Origin of the sequence: Staphylococcus sp. ACRSN (assembly GCF_022346615.1) — a bacterium.
GTDB lineage: Bacteria > Bacillota > Bacilli > Staphylococcales > Staphylococcaceae > Staphylococcus.
Map to the genome: position 1 here is coordinate 43,173 of NZ_JAKRNS010000008.1, position 16,830 is coordinate 60,002.

The 16,830-nt window shown below is 31.7% G+C and carries 17 protein-coding genes; 4 read left to right on the top strand and 13 right to left on the bottom strand.

Annotation, left to right across the window (positions count from 1 at the left end; genetic code table 11):
- Nucleotides 1-6: 6 nt before the first annotated feature.
- The 5 genes from mgtE to MHZ36_RS08805 are packed head-to-tail and all read right to left on the bottom strand — an operon-like array spanning nt 7 to nt 4,094.
- On the bottom strand, nt 7-1,392 hold the full coding sequence (gene mgtE, locus MHZ36_RS08785) for a magnesium transporter (RefSeq protein WP_239231118.1): 1,386 nt from the start codon (nt 1,390-1,392) through the stop codon (nt 7-9).
- Nucleotides 1,393-1,418: 26 nt separating this feature from the next.
- Nucleotides 1,419-2,273, bottom strand: coding sequence for an RluA family pseudouridine synthase (locus MHZ36_RS08790; protein ID WP_239231119.1), 855 nt, complete (start codon nt 2,271-2,273; stop codon nt 1,419-1,421).
- On the bottom strand, nt 2,273-3,082 hold the full coding sequence (locus MHZ36_RS08795; protein WP_042739821.1) for an NAD kinase: 810 nt from the start codon (nt 3,080-3,082) through the stop codon (nt 2,273-2,275). The genes MHZ36_RS08790 and MHZ36_RS08795 overlap by 1 nt, the downstream gene beginning before the upstream one ends.
- A gap of 12 nt (nt 3,083-3,094) precedes the next feature.
- A complete protein-coding gene (gene yjbM, locus MHZ36_RS08800; RefSeq protein WP_042739820.1) occupies nt 3,095-3,730 on the bottom strand; it encodes a GTP diphosphokinase in 636 nt (211 codons plus the stop codon).
- A 16-nt stretch (nt 3,731-3,746) separates the two neighbouring features.
- Nucleotides 3,747-4,094: a UPF0738 family protein gene (locus MHZ36_RS08805; RefSeq protein ID WP_239231120.1), complete on the bottom strand. Its 348-nt coding sequence runs from the start codon at nt 4,092-4,094 to the stop codon at nt 3,747-3,749.
- 187 nt (nt 4,095-4,281) lie between these two features.
- Between MHZ36_RS08805 and MHZ36_RS08810 the strand changes: the two genes are divergently transcribed.
- From MHZ36_RS08810 to yjbH, 3 genes are all read left to right on the top strand, one after another.
- On the top strand, nt 4,282-4,866 hold the full coding sequence (locus MHZ36_RS08810; protein WP_239231121.1) for a CYTH domain-containing protein: 585 nt from the start codon (nt 4,282-4,284) through the stop codon (nt 4,864-4,866).
- An 87-nt stretch (nt 4,867-4,953) separates the two neighbouring features.
- On the top strand, nt 4,954-5,325 hold the full coding sequence (locus tag MHZ36_RS08815; protein ID WP_239231122.1) for a globin domain-containing protein: 372 nt from the start codon (nt 4,954-4,956) through the stop codon (nt 5,323-5,325).
- A 17-nt stretch (nt 5,326-5,342) separates the two neighbouring features.
- Nucleotides 5,343-6,131 (top strand): protease adaptor protein YjbH, encoded by a 789-nt coding sequence (gene yjbH / locus MHZ36_RS08820; RefSeq protein WP_239231123.1) that lies wholly within the window; start codon nt 5,343-5,345, stop codon nt 6,129-6,131.
- A gap of 226 nt (nt 6,132-6,357) precedes the next feature.
- Here yjbH and MHZ36_RS08825 read toward each other — a convergent pair whose 3' ends face one another.
- The 5 genes from MHZ36_RS08825 to spxA form a co-directional block, all read right to left on the bottom strand.
- On the bottom strand, nt 6,358-6,972 hold the full coding sequence (locus tag MHZ36_RS08825) for an NAD(P)-dependent oxidoreductase (protein ID WP_239231124.1): 615 nt from the start codon (nt 6,970-6,972) through the stop codon (nt 6,358-6,360).
- Nucleotides 6,973-7,295: 323 nt separating this feature from the next.
- Complete coding sequence (pepF, locus tag MHZ36_RS08830) at nt 7,296-9,104, bottom strand: oligoendopeptidase F (protein ID WP_239231125.1); 1,809 nt, start codon at nt 9,102-9,104, stop codon at nt 7,296-7,298.
- Between the two features lie 49 nt (nt 9,105-9,153).
- Nucleotides 9,154-10,149 carry a competence protein CoiA gene (locus tag MHZ36_RS08835; RefSeq protein ID WP_239231126.1) on the bottom strand — a complete coding sequence of 332 codons (996 nt, stop codon included), beginning with the start codon at nt 10,147-10,149 and terminating at the stop codon, nt 9,154-9,156.
- A 140-nt stretch (nt 10,150-10,289) separates the two neighbouring features.
- The gene (gene mecA, locus MHZ36_RS08840) at nt 10,290-11,012 is read right to left on the bottom strand and encodes an adaptor protein MecA (protein WP_239231127.1); all 723 of its coding nucleotides are present in this window, start codon (nt 11,010-11,012) and stop codon (nt 10,290-10,292) included.
- 325 nt (nt 11,013-11,337) lie between these two features.
- Nucleotides 11,338-11,733 (bottom strand): transcriptional regulator SpxA, encoded by a 396-nt coding sequence (gene spxA, locus MHZ36_RS08845; RefSeq protein WP_040030144.1) that lies wholly within the window; start codon nt 11,731-11,733, stop codon nt 11,338-11,340.
- A gap of 302 nt (nt 11,734-12,035) precedes the next feature.
- On the opposite strand from spxA, the gene trpS reads away from it, so the two are divergent.
- Entirely contained in the window at nt 12,036-13,025 is a 990-nt protein-coding gene (gene trpS, locus MHZ36_RS08850) for a tryptophan--tRNA ligase (protein WP_239231128.1), read from the top strand.
- Nucleotides 13,026-13,130: 105 nt separating this feature from the next.
- Here the strand turns inward: trpS and MHZ36_RS08855 are convergent, their stop codons facing one another.
- The 3 genes from MHZ36_RS08855 to MHZ36_RS08865 are packed head-to-tail and all read right to left on the bottom strand — an operon-like array spanning nt 13,131 to nt 16,821.
- Nucleotides 13,131-14,786, bottom strand: a complete 1,656-nt coding sequence (locus MHZ36_RS08855; RefSeq protein WP_239231129.1) for a peptide ABC transporter substrate-binding protein — start codon at nt 14,784-14,786, stop codon at nt 13,131-13,133.
- An 18-nt stretch (nt 14,787-14,804) separates the two neighbouring features.
- The gene (locus MHZ36_RS08860) at nt 14,805-15,749 is read right to left on the bottom strand and encodes an ABC transporter ATP-binding protein (RefSeq protein ID WP_239231130.1); all 945 of its coding nucleotides are present in this window, start codon (nt 15,747-15,749) and stop codon (nt 14,805-14,807) included.
- Nucleotides 15,736-16,821, bottom strand: coding sequence for an ABC transporter ATP-binding protein (locus MHZ36_RS08865; protein WP_239231131.1), 1,086 nt, complete (start codon nt 16,819-16,821; stop codon nt 15,736-15,738). Before MHZ36_RS08865 ends, MHZ36_RS08860 begins: the two co-directional genes overlap by 14 nt.
- Nucleotides 16,822-16,830: the final 9 nt, after the last annotated feature.

Consider the following 16,830-nt stretch of genomic DNA (forward strand, 5'->3'; position numbering starts at 1 on the left):
ACCCCCCTATGTTAAATAAGACATAAATGATGTTGCTAATCCAAAATAGATTAACATACTAACAATATCATTAATTGTTGTTATAAATGGTCCACTAGCAACTGCTGGATCTATCTTCAATTTATTCATTACTAAAGGAATCATTGAACCAACTAATGTACCTACTGTCATTGCAATTGTCAAGCTTGATCCGACAATTAATGCTAAAATTGGTTGTCCATAGATAATCACAATGATAATACAAAGTAATATTGCACAAACCAAACCACTTAAAAAGCCGCTTCCTGCTTCTCTTAAAGCTACTTTAAATTTACTTTCTTCATCAATTTCACCTGTTGATATATTACGTACTGATACGGCTAATGATTGTGTTCCTGAATTTCCAGACATGCCACTGATGATTGGGATAAATGCTGCTAAAAGCGCAACTTTTGCCAAAGTATCTTCAAAAGATCCTAAAATCGTGGCAGTAATCATTCCTAAAAATGTTAATATAATTAGCCAAGGCAAACGTTTTGTAGCCGTTTTTAAAATGGAATCATTGGTTGCATCGACATCTGACACACCGGCCAAACGAGAGTAGTCTTCACTTGCTTCTTCGTCCATTACATCCAAGATATCATCAATTGTAATAATACCTAATAGATGATCTTGATAATCGACTACGGGCATGGCAATAAAATCATAGTCTCTCATTTTTTGTGCAACATCTTCTTGGTCGTCTGCTGCATTAGCACTTATGACACGTTCACTCATAATATCTTCAATATAAGCGTCATTCTCTGCAACGATTAAATCTCTTAATGATAATACGCCAGCTAATTGTTTATCATCATTAACAGTAAATATAACGTAAATTGTTTCTGCATCAGGCGCCTGTTCCTTAACATGCATTAATGCTTCTTTAACTGGCATCGTTGCCTTTAACGAAATATATTCGGTAGTCATAATACCACCGGCAGTATCTTCTTCATAATGTAACAATGCTTTGATTTCTTTTGCATCTTCTCGATTCATCAACGTCAACAAACTAACCACTTTTTGCTTGGACAATTGATTCATTATATCAACAGCATTATCATAAGACATTTCTTCTAAAACCTTACTCGCATATGTAGCATCAATAGTGTCGAATAGTGCTTCATAATCTTCTTCATCAATTTCTAATTGTTCAAAGAAGTCGGCAACTTCTTCTGGTGACAATACTTCATAGATTCTCTGACGAATGTCATCATCACTATCCTCGAAGTACTCGCTTTGTTCATAGTTATGCATTGATAAGAATTCATCTCTAAATTCATCAATTTGATTATCTTGTAATAAATGATCAAGCAAATTTTTATCATACACTTGTTCATCTTCTAAAGTGATTGAATCTTTTTCATTTGCCAAATTCCCCACCTCCATGAATAATTAAATTATAGCATATTAAATTTCTTTTCTATCGTGTCATATTTATCTAAAACTTCAATATTTTTTTTATTTATTGGATGTATAAATGAAACTTTTTTGCATCCCAACATTTGATGATTATATATATCCTGTTTACCACCATATAAATCATCCCCTACTAATGAATGTCCTATATATTGAAAATGCACACGTATTTGATGTGTTCTACCAGTTATTAACCTCACTTCACAAAGACTATACTTAGGTTTTACTTTTATACAACGAAATACTGTCTTTGCTTCCTTACCAGATTGATTTACCTGTCGTTGAATTATACTATCTGGATGTCTACCAATTGGCGCATCTACTATTCCCTGTTCATCAACTTCTCCATGACAAATACATAGGTAACGTTTATCTATCATCGTTTGTGACATTAAATGATGGATGTAGCCGTGTTTAGCAATAATGACAATGCCTGAGGTATTGCGATCCAAACGCGTGATAATGTGTGGGGTCAATTCATAATTATTCTGCTGAAAATAGCCCAACACCTGCTCTACTAGGCTAAAATGTTTGTGATCACGTGAAGGCGCGCAATTTTGTTGTATCGTTTTCGAAACAATAAGTAAGTAATCATCTTCAAATAAAATATTAAGAGGTTTGTTAAAAGGCATCAAATTTTCACTTGGCTGTTCGTTAGGTAATTTTACGCACAAAGTATCTCCTACTGACATTTGTGCTCTAACAGTTACATTTTTCCCATTCACTAATAAAGCGCCATTACGTTTAATGGCGCTTATACTTTTCTTTGAAAAATCATTATTTTGTAAAAATATTTTAACTGTTGCTTGATACTGAATTTGATATTCAAATTCCATTACTCGTCTTCTCCACTTGAGATAAACGAGTCGTGAACTCTTTTCCAAAACGGGAATGGTCTAAATCTTGCGAATCTTACTTTTTCATTAGCAACTCGAAATTGTATTGCATTCACATTTTTATGCTTTATACTTACATGATCAATTGAAGTTAGAATCGTATCATGATTAACAGGTGTGATTAAACAAGTGTGGTGTTTCGGCAATACAAGTGGCGAACCTACTGTTCTAAACACCCTATTATTTATAGATGCAATCTCAGCAATTTGCATTGCTTCTAATGATGGATGTATCAAAGCACCACCTAAGGCCTTGTTATATGCAGTTGAACCTGATGGTGTAGATACACATAAACCATCACCTCTGAAACGCTCAAACTGATTACCTCTTATATTGACATCTACCACTAATGTAGAACCGTTCTCGGTCTTCATAGTTGCTTCATTCAATGCTAAGTATCGTGTTTCATAACCATTATCATTATAACGAACTATAATTTCTAATAATGGATATTCTATAACTTGAAACTCTGAATTATTAATCTCTATGATTAACTTTTCAACTTCATGAGGAAGCCAGTCAGCATAGAACCCTAAATGACCAGTGTGCACCCCTACGAATGCACAACGTGATAACATATGGCTATATTGATGGAAAGCTTGGAGTAACGTTCCATCTCCGCCTACTGAGATAACAATTTCTGGGTTATCTGGATCTTCAACCATTTGGAAATCTTTCATATGATTTATCATTTTATGCTTTAATGCATTTGATTTCGAATCACCTTTAGATAAAATTGTATATCGCAAGATTGCACCTCCTTAGTTATCATTTTGCTTTTTAGCACGTTTTTTTGAATAATATTTTTGTGCCTCTTGAATTTCTTCTTTGATTTCTGACATTTCCTCATCTAATAAAAAGGCTGCCTCTGCTGCTCTTTCCAATCGATGTTGTATTTCTGGTGGATAGTCACCATCATATTTATAGCGCAATGTATGTTCTATCGTTGCCCAAAAATTCATTGCCAATGTTCTAATTTGAATTTCAGCTAATATTTTCTTTTCCCCTTGCAACGTTTCAATTGGATATTCAATAATCACATGAAATGAACGATATCCACTTTGCTTTGTATTACTAATATAGTCACGTTCTTCTACAACTTTAAAATCTTGACGTTGTCTTAACAAATTGACCACGACATCAATGTCATCGACAAATTGGCACATTAAGCGCAAACCAGCAATATCATACATTTCTTCATGTAACCGATCAAATGGTATTCCACGTTTATTTGCTTTATCAATGATACTTGTCATTGGTTTGACTCTACCTGTGACAAATTCAATTGGCGATGCATTATCATCAACCTCGTATTGTTTTCTAAGCCCCTTTAATTTAACTTTCAACTCATCAACTGCTTGTTTATAGGGCGACAAAAATTGATCCCATTGATTCATTGTGCCTCACTCCGCTTCACTCTAATTCGAAAGTATCTTCAACAACGGAAACAAACTCCTTACCATAATTTGAATTACCTTCGATATTATCCAATATGTAATTGAATTCCCTTTCGAAATTTTCTAATTCTAAATTATCGTTTACAATTATCTTTTTACCTTTATTCTCGTGTAACATCGACCATGTTTCTTGTACAAATATTAAATATGAATATGATTGACCATCATCTAATATATACGCGAAACTATAGTTATCACTGTCAACAAGCATTTGTCCTGCTTCCAGTAAACCTTCTGTTGACGCTTCTGTATAACAATTTATACTTTCCTCTGTTACTTTAATCTCATTTACATAAATACGCATGCTTGTTCCTCCTTATTCCCCACTATTTTAACATAATTTGAAGTCACTTAACACGTTACATGACTAGTGAAATATCATCAACTAATGACTTCCATTTATTTATTATTCAAAATAATGCACTTCAATTTAAAATATCTGTTTTGTAGTTTAAAATTAATACATTAAATTGCCTATAGGAGTGTATATATTGTCTACTAATAATGAAATTGAATTTAAGCAACTTTTATCCCAAACACAATATCACAAAATTGATGATACTTATTTTAAAGAAGTGGAACATTTTAGACAAACGAATTATTATATTGATACCCCAAATTTTGATTTAAAAGCACATAAATCAGCGTTAAGAATTCGCGTTAAATCATCTTTTAATGAAATGACATTAAAAATCCCAGCCAAAGTTGGATTGATGGAATATAACTTTGAAACATTTATCGAACCAGAAATCGACAAAGTAATTTTGCCTGAAGAACTTCCAAGTGAAATTACAGAACAGCTTGATAAAATGAATGTTAACACAAATGCATTAGCTATCTTGGGATCACTCACTACAGAACGAGTTGAAAAAGAAATTAATGGCAACTTACTTGTATTAGATAAAAGCACTTATTTAGATTACGAAGACTTTGAATTAGAATATGAAGTTACAGACTATCATCAAGGATTAGCACATTTTAAATCCTTGTTAAAACAATTTGATATCGAACACCAAACTCCAGACAATAAAGTTCAAAGATTTTTCAATAGGAAAGCAGAATTGAACGAAAAATAGTCAACTAAATTGTCCAAAAGTCGAATTACTTCCAAATGTAAATATTCATGTTATATTAGTAATATATTAAGAGAACATGGTGATAATATGACGCAAACACCTTATGAAATCATTGGACAAGATGCCTTATATAAATTGATAGATCATTTTTATTCACTCGTTGAAAAAGACGATAGAATTAATCACCTTTTTCCTGGTGATTTTAATGAAACTAGTCGAAAACAAAAACAGTTTTTGACACAGTTTTTAGGAGGGCCACCTTTATATTCCGAAGAACATGGACATCCTATGTTAAAAAGACGTCATTTAGATTTTAAAATTTCAAATTTTGAACGAGACGCTTGGTTAGAAAATATGTATACAGCAATTCAATATGCACAATTACCTGCTGGCGTCGGTGACTATTTATTTGAAAGATTACGTTTAACAGCAAACCATATGGTAAATTCCGAAATTTAATTGTAGGTGAAAAAAACATGACTGAAGAATTAAAATTGATACATGCTAATAGTCGTGAAGATGCAAATCTTTCACCTGTGAGTAAAATAGAAATTTATTCATTTTTCGATCCGTTTAGTAAAGATTGTTTTAAATTATCTGCTATACTCTCAAAGTTAAGAATTGAATATAAGCAGTATGTAAGTATTAGACATATATTAAATCCTTCATTACGCGTTTTGACCAAATGCCAAGCACAAAGTACATCAGACTTAGATAATATTGCATTATCATATAAAGCTGCTGAATTACAAGGACGATTGCGAGCTGAACGTTTTATTCATCTTGTTCAGAATGAAATCATACCAAAACGAGATATCATCACAGAAGCAATGGTCAATAATTGTATTACTAATGCAGGTCTAGATTATGAAGTTTTCAAGGAAGATTTACACAATAGTTGTCTAAAGGAAAGCTTACAAGTCGATTTGCATATTGCAAGAGAAATGGATATCGAAGAAGCACCTACTCTTGTATTCTTTAATGAAGATGTACATGAAGAAGGGTTAAAGGTTGAAGGCTTGTATCCGTATCATATTTATACGTACATCATAAATGAACTGATTGGCTCTACAATTGAAAAAGAATTACCTCCAAGTTTAGAAGATTATATTAAACAGCAACAATTAGTCACTAAAGAGGAATTATTAACCATTTATGAGTGGCCTGAAAAACTAATGAATAAAGAACTTAAAAAATTAGCATTGCAACAAAAAATTGAAAAACTGCAATCTCCAGAAGGAAAATTTTGGAAATCTAAAGTTTGAAACTGGAATTTTATTCCTGATAAAAAGAGAGTCGATTGAAATGATTACATTTCAATCGACTCTCTTTTCTTTTACTAATATTTTTTCGATAAATTTAAAATTTAATAATTACCATCCGTTAAAATAATAACATTTCGAGATACTTTGACTAACTAAAACAAAGATTTATTTTTTATAAACATAATTAGCCTATCTTTTACTCTTATGTTGATCTAACTCTTTATTATTATTTACTAAATACAGCGAATCTTTTTTGTATATGATTACCTTCTACTGCTTCATCAACCATAGCAATTGCATAATCAGCATAACTAACACTCGTTCCAATCACTTCATCATCACTTGTTTTATATGTTCCAGTTCTTTCACCTTCAAATTGAAAATCAGGTGCTGGACTAATAAATGTCCATAAGACATCATCACGTTGCTTAATTTCCTCTAACGTTTTACTTTGCGCAAGTGCTGTATTTTTATATATTTCAGGAAAATCAGGCGCTTCTACCAATTTCATTGTATGAGTTTCATCTACAAACAAACTACCTGCGCCACCAATGATTAATAAGCGTTGCTCTGTATTACTCACTAAATCACTTAAAAATGTAAGTGACTTACTATGTTGATCTAATTTCTCTTGATCTGGTTGTCCAAATGCATCAATAATAACATCAAAACTAGCTAAATCTGCTTTTGTTAGATCAAACAAATCCTTCTGAATAACTTTATCTGCTTTTGTTTTATTTTCACTTCTTACAATCGCTGTAACGTCAAGTCCTCTATTAACCGCTTCATTTGTAATTAATTTACCCGCTTTTCCATTCGCTGCTATAACTGCTATTTTCATAAAAACAACTCCTACGTGTATTTATTTTAGATACAAGTTAATTATAATGATTCATGCATGTATTGTCAAATAAATATGATAATCATTTAGTAAATAACAACTTTTATATAAAAAATGGCATAAAAAAAAACGCCGTGTCTGATTACACGGCGCTAAACAAAGGGGATGGGAGAAATTTTTTCACTTCAAACAAAGGGGTATGTTTGTTATGTGATTAATTTCATGTTTATAATATAACACGCCCAAATGACCCTTTCAAGCATTTCAATTAAATAAATTCACTTTGTCACAAACTTGTCATATTGAAAACGAATTCATTAGTGCTAAGCTTTCATAAGCTTTTCAAAAGCATCTAATTTCTCTTCAAACACCTTACATGCTTGTTCGATTGGTTCGGGTGATGTCATATCTACACCAGCATTTTTCAAAATTTCTATTGGATAATTTGAACTACCTTTTTTCAGGAATTCATTAATATAACGATCTACAGCTGGCTGTCCTTCAGTTAAAATTTGATGACTTAAACTTTGAGCAGCGCTGTAACCTGTTGCATATTGATAAACATAATAATTCATATAGAAATGTGGAATTCGTGACCATTCTTTACTAATATTTTCATCAGTTTCAACAGAATCACCAAAATATTGCTTGTTTAACTGAGCATATTCTTCGTTCATTCTATTGGCTGTTAATGGTTCACCTGCTTCTTCAATTTGGTGAATCTTATGTTCGAACTCAGCAAACATCGTTTGTCTGAATAATGTTGCTCTAAAGCGTTCTAATTCTTGGTTCAATAATAATAGACGTCTTTCATCATCTAAATGTTGATCCATATAATGACTTAATAATGCTTCATTACATGTAGATGCAACTTCTGCCACAAAAATTGTATAGTCACTTAAATTTGACGGTTGATGTTTTCTACTGAAATAACTGTGTGCTGAATGACCAAATTCATGTACTAAAGTGTATAAATCAGATACAGTATCAGACCAATTTAATAAGATAAATGGATTTGTTAAATGTGCACCAGATGAATAGCCGCCAGAACGTTTTCCTTTATTCTCAAATACATCTACCCAACGGTTATTTAAACCTTCTTCAACAACCTTCATATATTCTTCGCCCATTGGTTGTAACGCCTTAATCATCCAATCTTTTGCTTCTTCATAAGGCATTTCAAATTTTACATCCTTAACTAACGGTGTATATAAATCATACATTTTCATATCATCTAATTCTAATAGTGATTTACGTAATTCAGTGTAACGATGTAGTAGTGGTAAATAATCATGAACTGTTTTAATTAAGTTGTCGTATACTGCTTCAGGTATATGATTTGAACTTAAAGCAGCTTCTCTAGCAGTTTTATAATTGTGAGATTTTGCATTAAAGACATTTTTCTTCACTTCTCCTGCTAATGTCGAACCTAACGTATTATTAAACGCACCGTATGCTTTATATAAATTTTCGAATGCTGACTTACGTAACACACGATCATCTGATTCTAAACATTTAATGAATGTACCTTGTGTTAATGAATGTGCATTACCATCTTTATCTTTGGCATCTTCAAATTCTAAATCAGCATTGCTAAACATGCCATATACATTATCAGCTGTAGATAAGGCATCTTGTGCTTCTGTTAATAACTTTTCTTTATCGGCACTCAAGACATGTGGACGTTTTTCATTTATTAACTTAAGATCAAATGCATAACGTTTCAGCGCTTCATTTGTATCCACAAATTCTTGAATTTTAGCTTCATCAATTTGTAAAATTTCTGGTACTAAAAAGCTCCAACTAGAGCTAAACTTAATTATCAATTGATAAGCACGAGACTCAAGACCTTTATAAGTATCATTAGTTGTATCTTGATCTTGTTTTAAATGTGCATATACATATATTTTTTCTAGTTTAGAACCTAATTCATCTTCTAAAGCTAATGCATGGTATAACTTTTCAGAGCTATCACCTAAATGACCTTTAAATTGTTCTTCCTTACCTAACTCTCCTTCTACTTCTTTAAAAGCTACTTCAAATGCTTCATCATTTTCAAATATAGTTGATAAATCCCATGTATATTCTGGATATTTACGTTCTTGTTCTTCTCTTGTTAATTGTTGACTCATAATATTTTGTAAACCTCCTATATAATTCCTTATATTTAATTTTCTCATTTCATGACTTTTTTTGCACGTTATTATATTTGAATTCATTATAAAATGATTTGAATTTATCAACAATTAATTGCGCAATTTCTTTCTTATTAAAATCATTTATATAAAATACGTTGAACTCAATTTTTGTAATGAATCTTTCTAAAGAATATCTACCTGTTTCCATTAAATAATAAAGTTGTAATTGCCAATATATGGGATGTGATTTTATATAAAGTTGTTCTGGGAAAATAATTCCAAAGTATTTACAAATATCACTTAACTGCAATCGCATATTATAAATCACGTTTAATGTAGGCTCTAATACAGAACGTTTAAGCTGACATTGCTTAATATAACGATTTATCTTTTTATTATTCAATTTAAATCGTTTTCTACTAAAAGTTCCTTGGCAATGATTCAATAAATCACTTACTGAAATTTCTCTTACATCTGCCAAAAATAACTTTCCCCCAAGGTAATAAATATTAAAATAGCAATATAATTTCAATTTCGCATTATCCCAAGTATAAAGCGTTCGATCATGATGATTGATAAATGCACGTTGATAATGAGTAAGTATTAAATATTTTGTCTTTATATTATATTTAGGATTTAAAATAATCCAATTCACTTTAAAATTACTTTCCAACAAACCATTTGTTCTTTTTAAAACAGTTGCTATAGTAATTTGAGAAAATTGAATTTCTATTACATCACTATCATTTATTACTATATCAGGATATTGATAGGCTTTTTTTATAAAACATTCAACATCTACTTTAAAATTTCTATCCCTAAAATGAGAGGCTATATATAATTTTAAGAAATGATGAGATTCACTCTCGGTTTTATTGCAATATGTCTGAGCTATACGAGCATGTGAAAAATGAGTGATTTTTTTAGTGCCTTGCTTTAAAATAACGCATTTTTTACAGTGAGGACAAAAGTATTTCCCCTCTTTAATGGCAAATCGAGCATCAATCAAATTATGAGATTGATCAAGCGCATATATCATTTTCTCACCTCATAATGTTACACGTTTAATGAGACATAATTACTTTTAAAATCGTAAAAATTTCATCTGTTTCAACAAAAAAACCTATCAAAGCAAAGGCTTGATAGGTTCTATCTATTATCAGATATTAATTTAAAAGTTTATTCTGTTGAACTTGGAAAATAACGGCGAACTTGTGTAGCAACATTATGACTCATGATAATTTTTGCATAGTCATTTAGGTAAAATTCTGTTTTATCCGTAGGATATGCGAATTCAAGTAATTGACTATAACTATCATTAATTGTTTCTTGATCCACTGTTGCATCAAAATGAATGGCATAATAATAAACATTGTTAAGACTGTATAATAAATCTTCGAATTCATCGGTCTTTGGATCATTGTGATAAGCAAAATCAATTACTTCTTCTAAATCATTGAATTTAACTATAACTGTGCGAACATCTTGTTGTTTATGCTCTTTATGACTTTGACCTTGTTCATTTGTTTTTTGTTGTTGTCTTTGTTCAAATAAGTCTTCTAAACTGTCATCTTGATCGAAGCTTTGTGATAATAAATCATTAACCTGATAATCAAGTTGATCATTTTCATCGTCATCTTCAGACATATTTACTAAATCTTCATTTTTAGATTTAGAAATTGTGACCTCTACACCTTTTTCAAAAGCATGTACTTGAATCCACAAAGGGCCTTCAACAACAAAATCTTCTTCTTCGTTGATTTCTTCCATCATATTCCAGAAAAATTCTTCCCCACGCTTACGATTCGTCCATAAATCTTCACGTTTAAATCCTCTGGCTTCAATATCACTATATGTTATAAATAATTTAACAGTAGTATCGTCAACTCGCTCTATTCTCATATCATCTCACTCCTTACAGTCGATGAATAGTACTCATTATTGTATTAGAATATATTAAAAATTACAATTCTTTTGTTTGATTAAATTTAACCTTTTTCTATCCGGTTACTTATATTAACATATACCCTGTCATAAACCAAAAAAACTGCACATCTTTCAAAGCAATTTTTCTTACCTCATTTATCAATTATCTCTTTATAAATATCGACTAAATCAATTTAATTGACTCACCCACAGGTCAATTTGTTATGGTACAAAAAGAAACCATAAAGTAACACGTATAAATGCTACTTTATGGTTTAGTCTGTTAATTTATATGGATTAATTAGTCAACCATACGTTGCGCTTCTTGCAATTGGAACGTACGCACTTTTCTAGGTAAAAAACGTCTGATTTCATCTTCGTTATATCCGACTTGTAAACGTTTGTCGTCTAAAATGATTGGACGACGTAATAAGCCAGGATTGTCTTGTATAATTGAATATAAGTCTTGAAGAGGTAATGCATCAATATCTACGTTTAACTTTTGATATGTTTTAGAACGTGTTGAAATGATTTCATCTGTTCCATCTTCAGTCATTTTTAAAATTTGTTTGATTTCGTCAATTGTTAAGTGTTCTGAAAAAATGTTACGCTCCGTATACGGAATGTCATGTTCTTGTAACCATGCTTTCGCTTTACGGCAAGATGTGCAACTTGGTGAAGTAAATAATGTTACCATACATCTCACTCTCCTATTTTTCATGAATAAAATTCATTTGATTTCATTATTTATATGATTAAGAAATACTAAGTATCTTCCTCTTCCTAACCTTACAATACATATTATACCCTTCCAACATTAAAATTAAATGAGAATTTCTTAATTATTTAAAATTTTTTTCAAAAATAAGCAATTCAAGATAAATTAATGCTAAAAATATTGATATATGATTAGTCTAACATAACTTACAAATGATGGAAATACTGTTATACTATACGTAATATGCATAAAATTAAATTTTAGAAAGTAGGCATCATAAAATGGAAACATTATTTTCAGGCATCCAACCAAGCGGAATTCCAACTCTTGGTAATTACATTGGTGCATTGAAACAATTTCGCGAAGTCCAAGATGATTACAATTGTTTCTTTTGCATCGTCGATCAACATGCGATTACAATGCCACAAGATCGTTTGAAATTACGTAAACAAACTAGACAACTTGCAGCAATATACTTAGCGGCAGGAATAGATCCCGAAAAATCCACATTATTTATTCAGTCCGAAGTTCCTGCACATGTTCAGGCTAGTTGGATGTTAACAACAATTTCTTCTATTGGCGAGTTAGAACGAATGACTCAATTTAAAGATAAATCAGCAAAACAATCCGAAGGTGTTCCTGCAGGATTATTAACATACCCACCACTCATGGCTGCTGATATTGTTATCTATAATACGAATATTGTTCCTGTAGGTGATGATCAAAAGCAACATCTAGAATTAACACGTAATTTAGTCGATCGTTTTAATTCACGATATAATGATATTTTAATTAAACCCGAAATTAGAATGCCTAAAGTAGGCGGTCGTGTTATGAGTTTGCAAGATCCTACTAAGAAAATGAGCAAAAGTGATGATAATCAAAAAAACTTTATTTCATTATTAGATGAGCCAAATGTAGCAGCTAAGAAAATCAAAAGTGCTGTAACTGACTCTGAAGGTATTATCAAATTCGATAGAGACAACAAACCAGGTATTTCGAATCTATTATCAATTTACTCAAGTTTAACTGATGAATCCATTGATTCTCTTGTAGAAAAATACAAAGAATCAAATTATGGTGTATTTAAAACGGATTTAGCAGAAATTGTTAAAGTATTTTTAACTAATTTCCAAGAGCAATACAATTATTACTTCAATTCAGATGAATTAGACGATATTCTTGATAACGGTCGCGACAAAGCTCAAAAAGTTTCATTCAAAACATTGAAAAAAATGGAAAAAGCAATGGGACTCGGTCGTAAGAGATAAAACCTATTTACAAAAACTGTCAACAAACAATTATGTTTGCTGACAGTTTTTTTATTATAAAAATGACCTAACCCATCTATCAAAGGTTAGGTCATTTGAGACAAATTATTTATCTTTCTTCTGTCCATTTTCTCTATCAATGGTTTTGTCTATCTTCACATGTTTCAATGATGTATCTCCACCAATTTGGTGATATATCAAACCTTTAACTTGTGGATTCGTTAAATGTGCTTCCCCTTTTTGATATACTGGTGCAACTGGTGCATCATTTAACATAAGTTCTTCTGCTTTTTTCATTGCAGCGTTTCGTTCTTCTGGTTTAGTCAATAGCTTACCATTAGCATCTTTCACCAACTTATCATATTCCTTGCTTCCCCATCCAGTATTATTAGATGCGTTACCAGTAGTCATGATACTTAAGTAAGTTAATGGATCCGGATAATCTGGACCCCAACCAGAAAGCGATGCTTCAAACGTTTCTGAATGTTCTTGGTCTACTCTTTGTTTAAAAGGTAGTTGTTTAATTTTTAAAGTTACGCCTGGTAAATTTTTCTCTACCTGAGATTTAATAAATTCTGCTGCAACTTTTTTATCTGCGCCATCATCGGTGTTCATAGTAAAAGTTATGTTTTTAACACCTAATTCTTTTTTAGCCTTTTCTAAGTGTGCTTTTGCTGCCTTAGGATTATATGTTAGTGGTGAATCTATTGATTCTGTGAAGTCTTTTCCATCAGGTGTTTTAGCCGTCATTTTAGATGTGAAACCATCCATACCAGTAGAACCATCATTTTTCACAGTGTTTACAAAACCATTTTTATCGATTGATTGTGATACTGCTAAACGTAAATTTTTGTTTTTAAATGCAGGTACATTGTTTTGATTCAATTTAATATAGAATGTACTTGCCAACAAACGTTTTTTTAATCCAGGGTTGTTTTTATATTTATTAACTTGATCAGCAGTAATTATTGTGTCATCTACAGAATTTGTATCAAATAGCGATGCCCCCGCTTGTTGGTCTTTTAAAACTTTATAGTTTATATGATCTAAGTGTACTGCTTTTTTATCCCAATAATCTTTATTCTTAGATAATTGAAGTTTATCTTCAACCTTCCAATCATTTAATTTAAATGGACCATTATAAACAGATTTTTGCGCTGTCGTACCATATTGCTCACCATACTGCTTCACTACTTTTTCATTTTGTGGCATAAAGGTCGCGAAGGCTAGCATTTCATTAATATAAGGTATAGGTTTTGTTAATTTTACTTGTAATGTATAATCGTCGATTGCTTTAACACCTAGTTGATTAATCTTTTTCTTACCCATATTTATTGCTTCAGCATTTTTAATATCATACATAATATAAGCATATTCTGATGCTGTTTTAGGGTCTAATACACGTCTCCATGCATATACAAAATCATGTGCAGTGACCGAGTCACCATTTGACCATTTTGCATTTTTACGTAACTTAATCGTTAATGTTTTTCCACCATCACTTTTCTTAGGCATAGCCTTGGCAACACCTGGTACAGCTTTATCATCTTTATTTAATGTGTATAAACCTTCATAAATTTGATTGTATAAATCAAAAGAAACGGTATCAGTTGCTAAGGCAGTATCAAGTGATGAAATATCTTGCGGTAAGACTTTTCTAAATACTTGTCCTTTATCGGAATAAACGCCATTCGCACTACTACAACCAGCAGTAACAACTGTTAAAGCTAATAACACTATAAATAATTTTATCCTCTTCATCAAAATCCCCCTTCCCCTTTAAACTATTGTCTGATTATATTGTTCTTTTAGATTTTCAGCTTCTTCTTCAGTCGTAAATACATAATGTTGATTTGTAATTTCATGTAATGTTCTGTGTTTATTATTATCAGCGTCTTCATTATAAACTGTTCTTTGTCGTACACGTTCACTTTCAGGATCTGGTTGTGGTACAGCTGAAAGTAGAGACTTCGTATAGGGATGCATAGGATGATTATATATTTCGTCAGCAGAACCTAATTCTACAATTTTCCCAAAATGCATCACCGCAATGCGATCTGAAATATACTTAACCATAGATAAATCATGGGCAATAAAAAGAAAAGTTATACCTTTTTCCTTTTGTAATTTCAGCAATAAATTAACTACTTGTGCTTGAATTGATACATCTAGTGCTGATATAGGTTCATCAGCAATAATAAATTCCGGTTCTACAGCAAGCGCTCTAGCAATACCAATACGTTGACGTTGTCCACCTGAGAATTCATGTGGATATCTATTAGCATGTTCTTTACTTAAACCTACTGTTTCTAATAAATCATATACACGTTTTTTACGATCTCTCGTACTGGTTGCAAGTTTATGTATATCTATGCCTTCTGCAACGATATCCATAACTTTTATCCTAGGGTTTAATGAAGCATATGGATCTTGAAAAATCATTTGCATTTTTTTATTAAACTTCAATGAATCCTTACGATTCTTAATCTTTTGTATATCAATACCTTCATACAAAATTTCACCGTCTGTAATATCATTTAATTTGATAATCGCTTTTCCAGTTGTTGATTTACCACAACCGGATTCACCAACTAAACCAAATGTTTCACCTTTAAAAACATCAAAGGAAATATTTTCTATTGCTCTTACTTCATTATGTTTACCTTCATTAAAGTATTGCTTTAAATTTTTAACTTGTAATAGGACTTCATTATTTGGCTTCATTAAACGACACCCTTTCTACTTGTTGAGGTTTGTCGAAATTATTAGGCATATTACGCAATCGTTTCCTAACCATTTCAGGTGGTTTAACATTAGGCGCACGGTCATCTAATAACCAAGATTTAACAAAATGTGTAGGTGACACTTGATACCATGGTGGAGGCGATTTAAAATCAATCTCCAATGCATATTTACTACGTTCAGCAAATGCATCACCTTTTGGTGGGTGTAATAAATCAGGTGGTGTCCCTGGAATTGCCAATAACTCTGTATCAGCACCAGTCGTTAAATCTGGCATTGATGATAATAACCCCCATGTATACGGATGTTTTGGATCATAGAATATTTCATCTACATCACCAGTTTCAACCATTTGGCCCCCATACATCACAGCCACTCTATCAGCTACATTTGCCACTACGCCTAAATCATGTGTAATAAAAATAATAGATGTGCTAATTTTATCTTGTAACCGCTTCATTAAATCTAATATTTGAGCTTGCATTGTCACATCAAGCGCCGTTGTAGGTTCATCAGCAATCAATACTTTTGGTTCACAAGCCAATGCAGTAGCGATTACGATTCTTTGTCTTTGTCCACCTGAAAATTGATGCGGGTATGCACTAAAACGTTTTTCAGCATTGGGTAAACCAACTAGATTTAAAATTTCGAGTGCTCTTTCTTTCGCCTTAGATTTACTATAATTTTTGTGCTTCATTAAAGGTTCCATCACTTGCTTGCCAATTTTCATCGTCGGATTTAAAGATGTCATTGGATCTTGGAATATCATAGAGATATCTCGACCTCTTAATTTAATTAATTCTTTTTCAGATTTTTTAGATAAATCTTCTCCCAAAAAATTTATTTCACCATGTTTGATGCGTCCTGACTCACCCTGGAATAACTTTGTAATTGCCTTAGTTGTCACGGATTTCCCTGATCCTGACTCACCAACAATTGCCAATGTTTCTCCTTTATTAAGGTAAAAATCTACACCTCTGACTGCTTGTACTTCCCCTGCGTCAATATCAAAGGAAACATGCAAATCATTAACTTCTAATACTCTTTCTGACATAATGTTGCC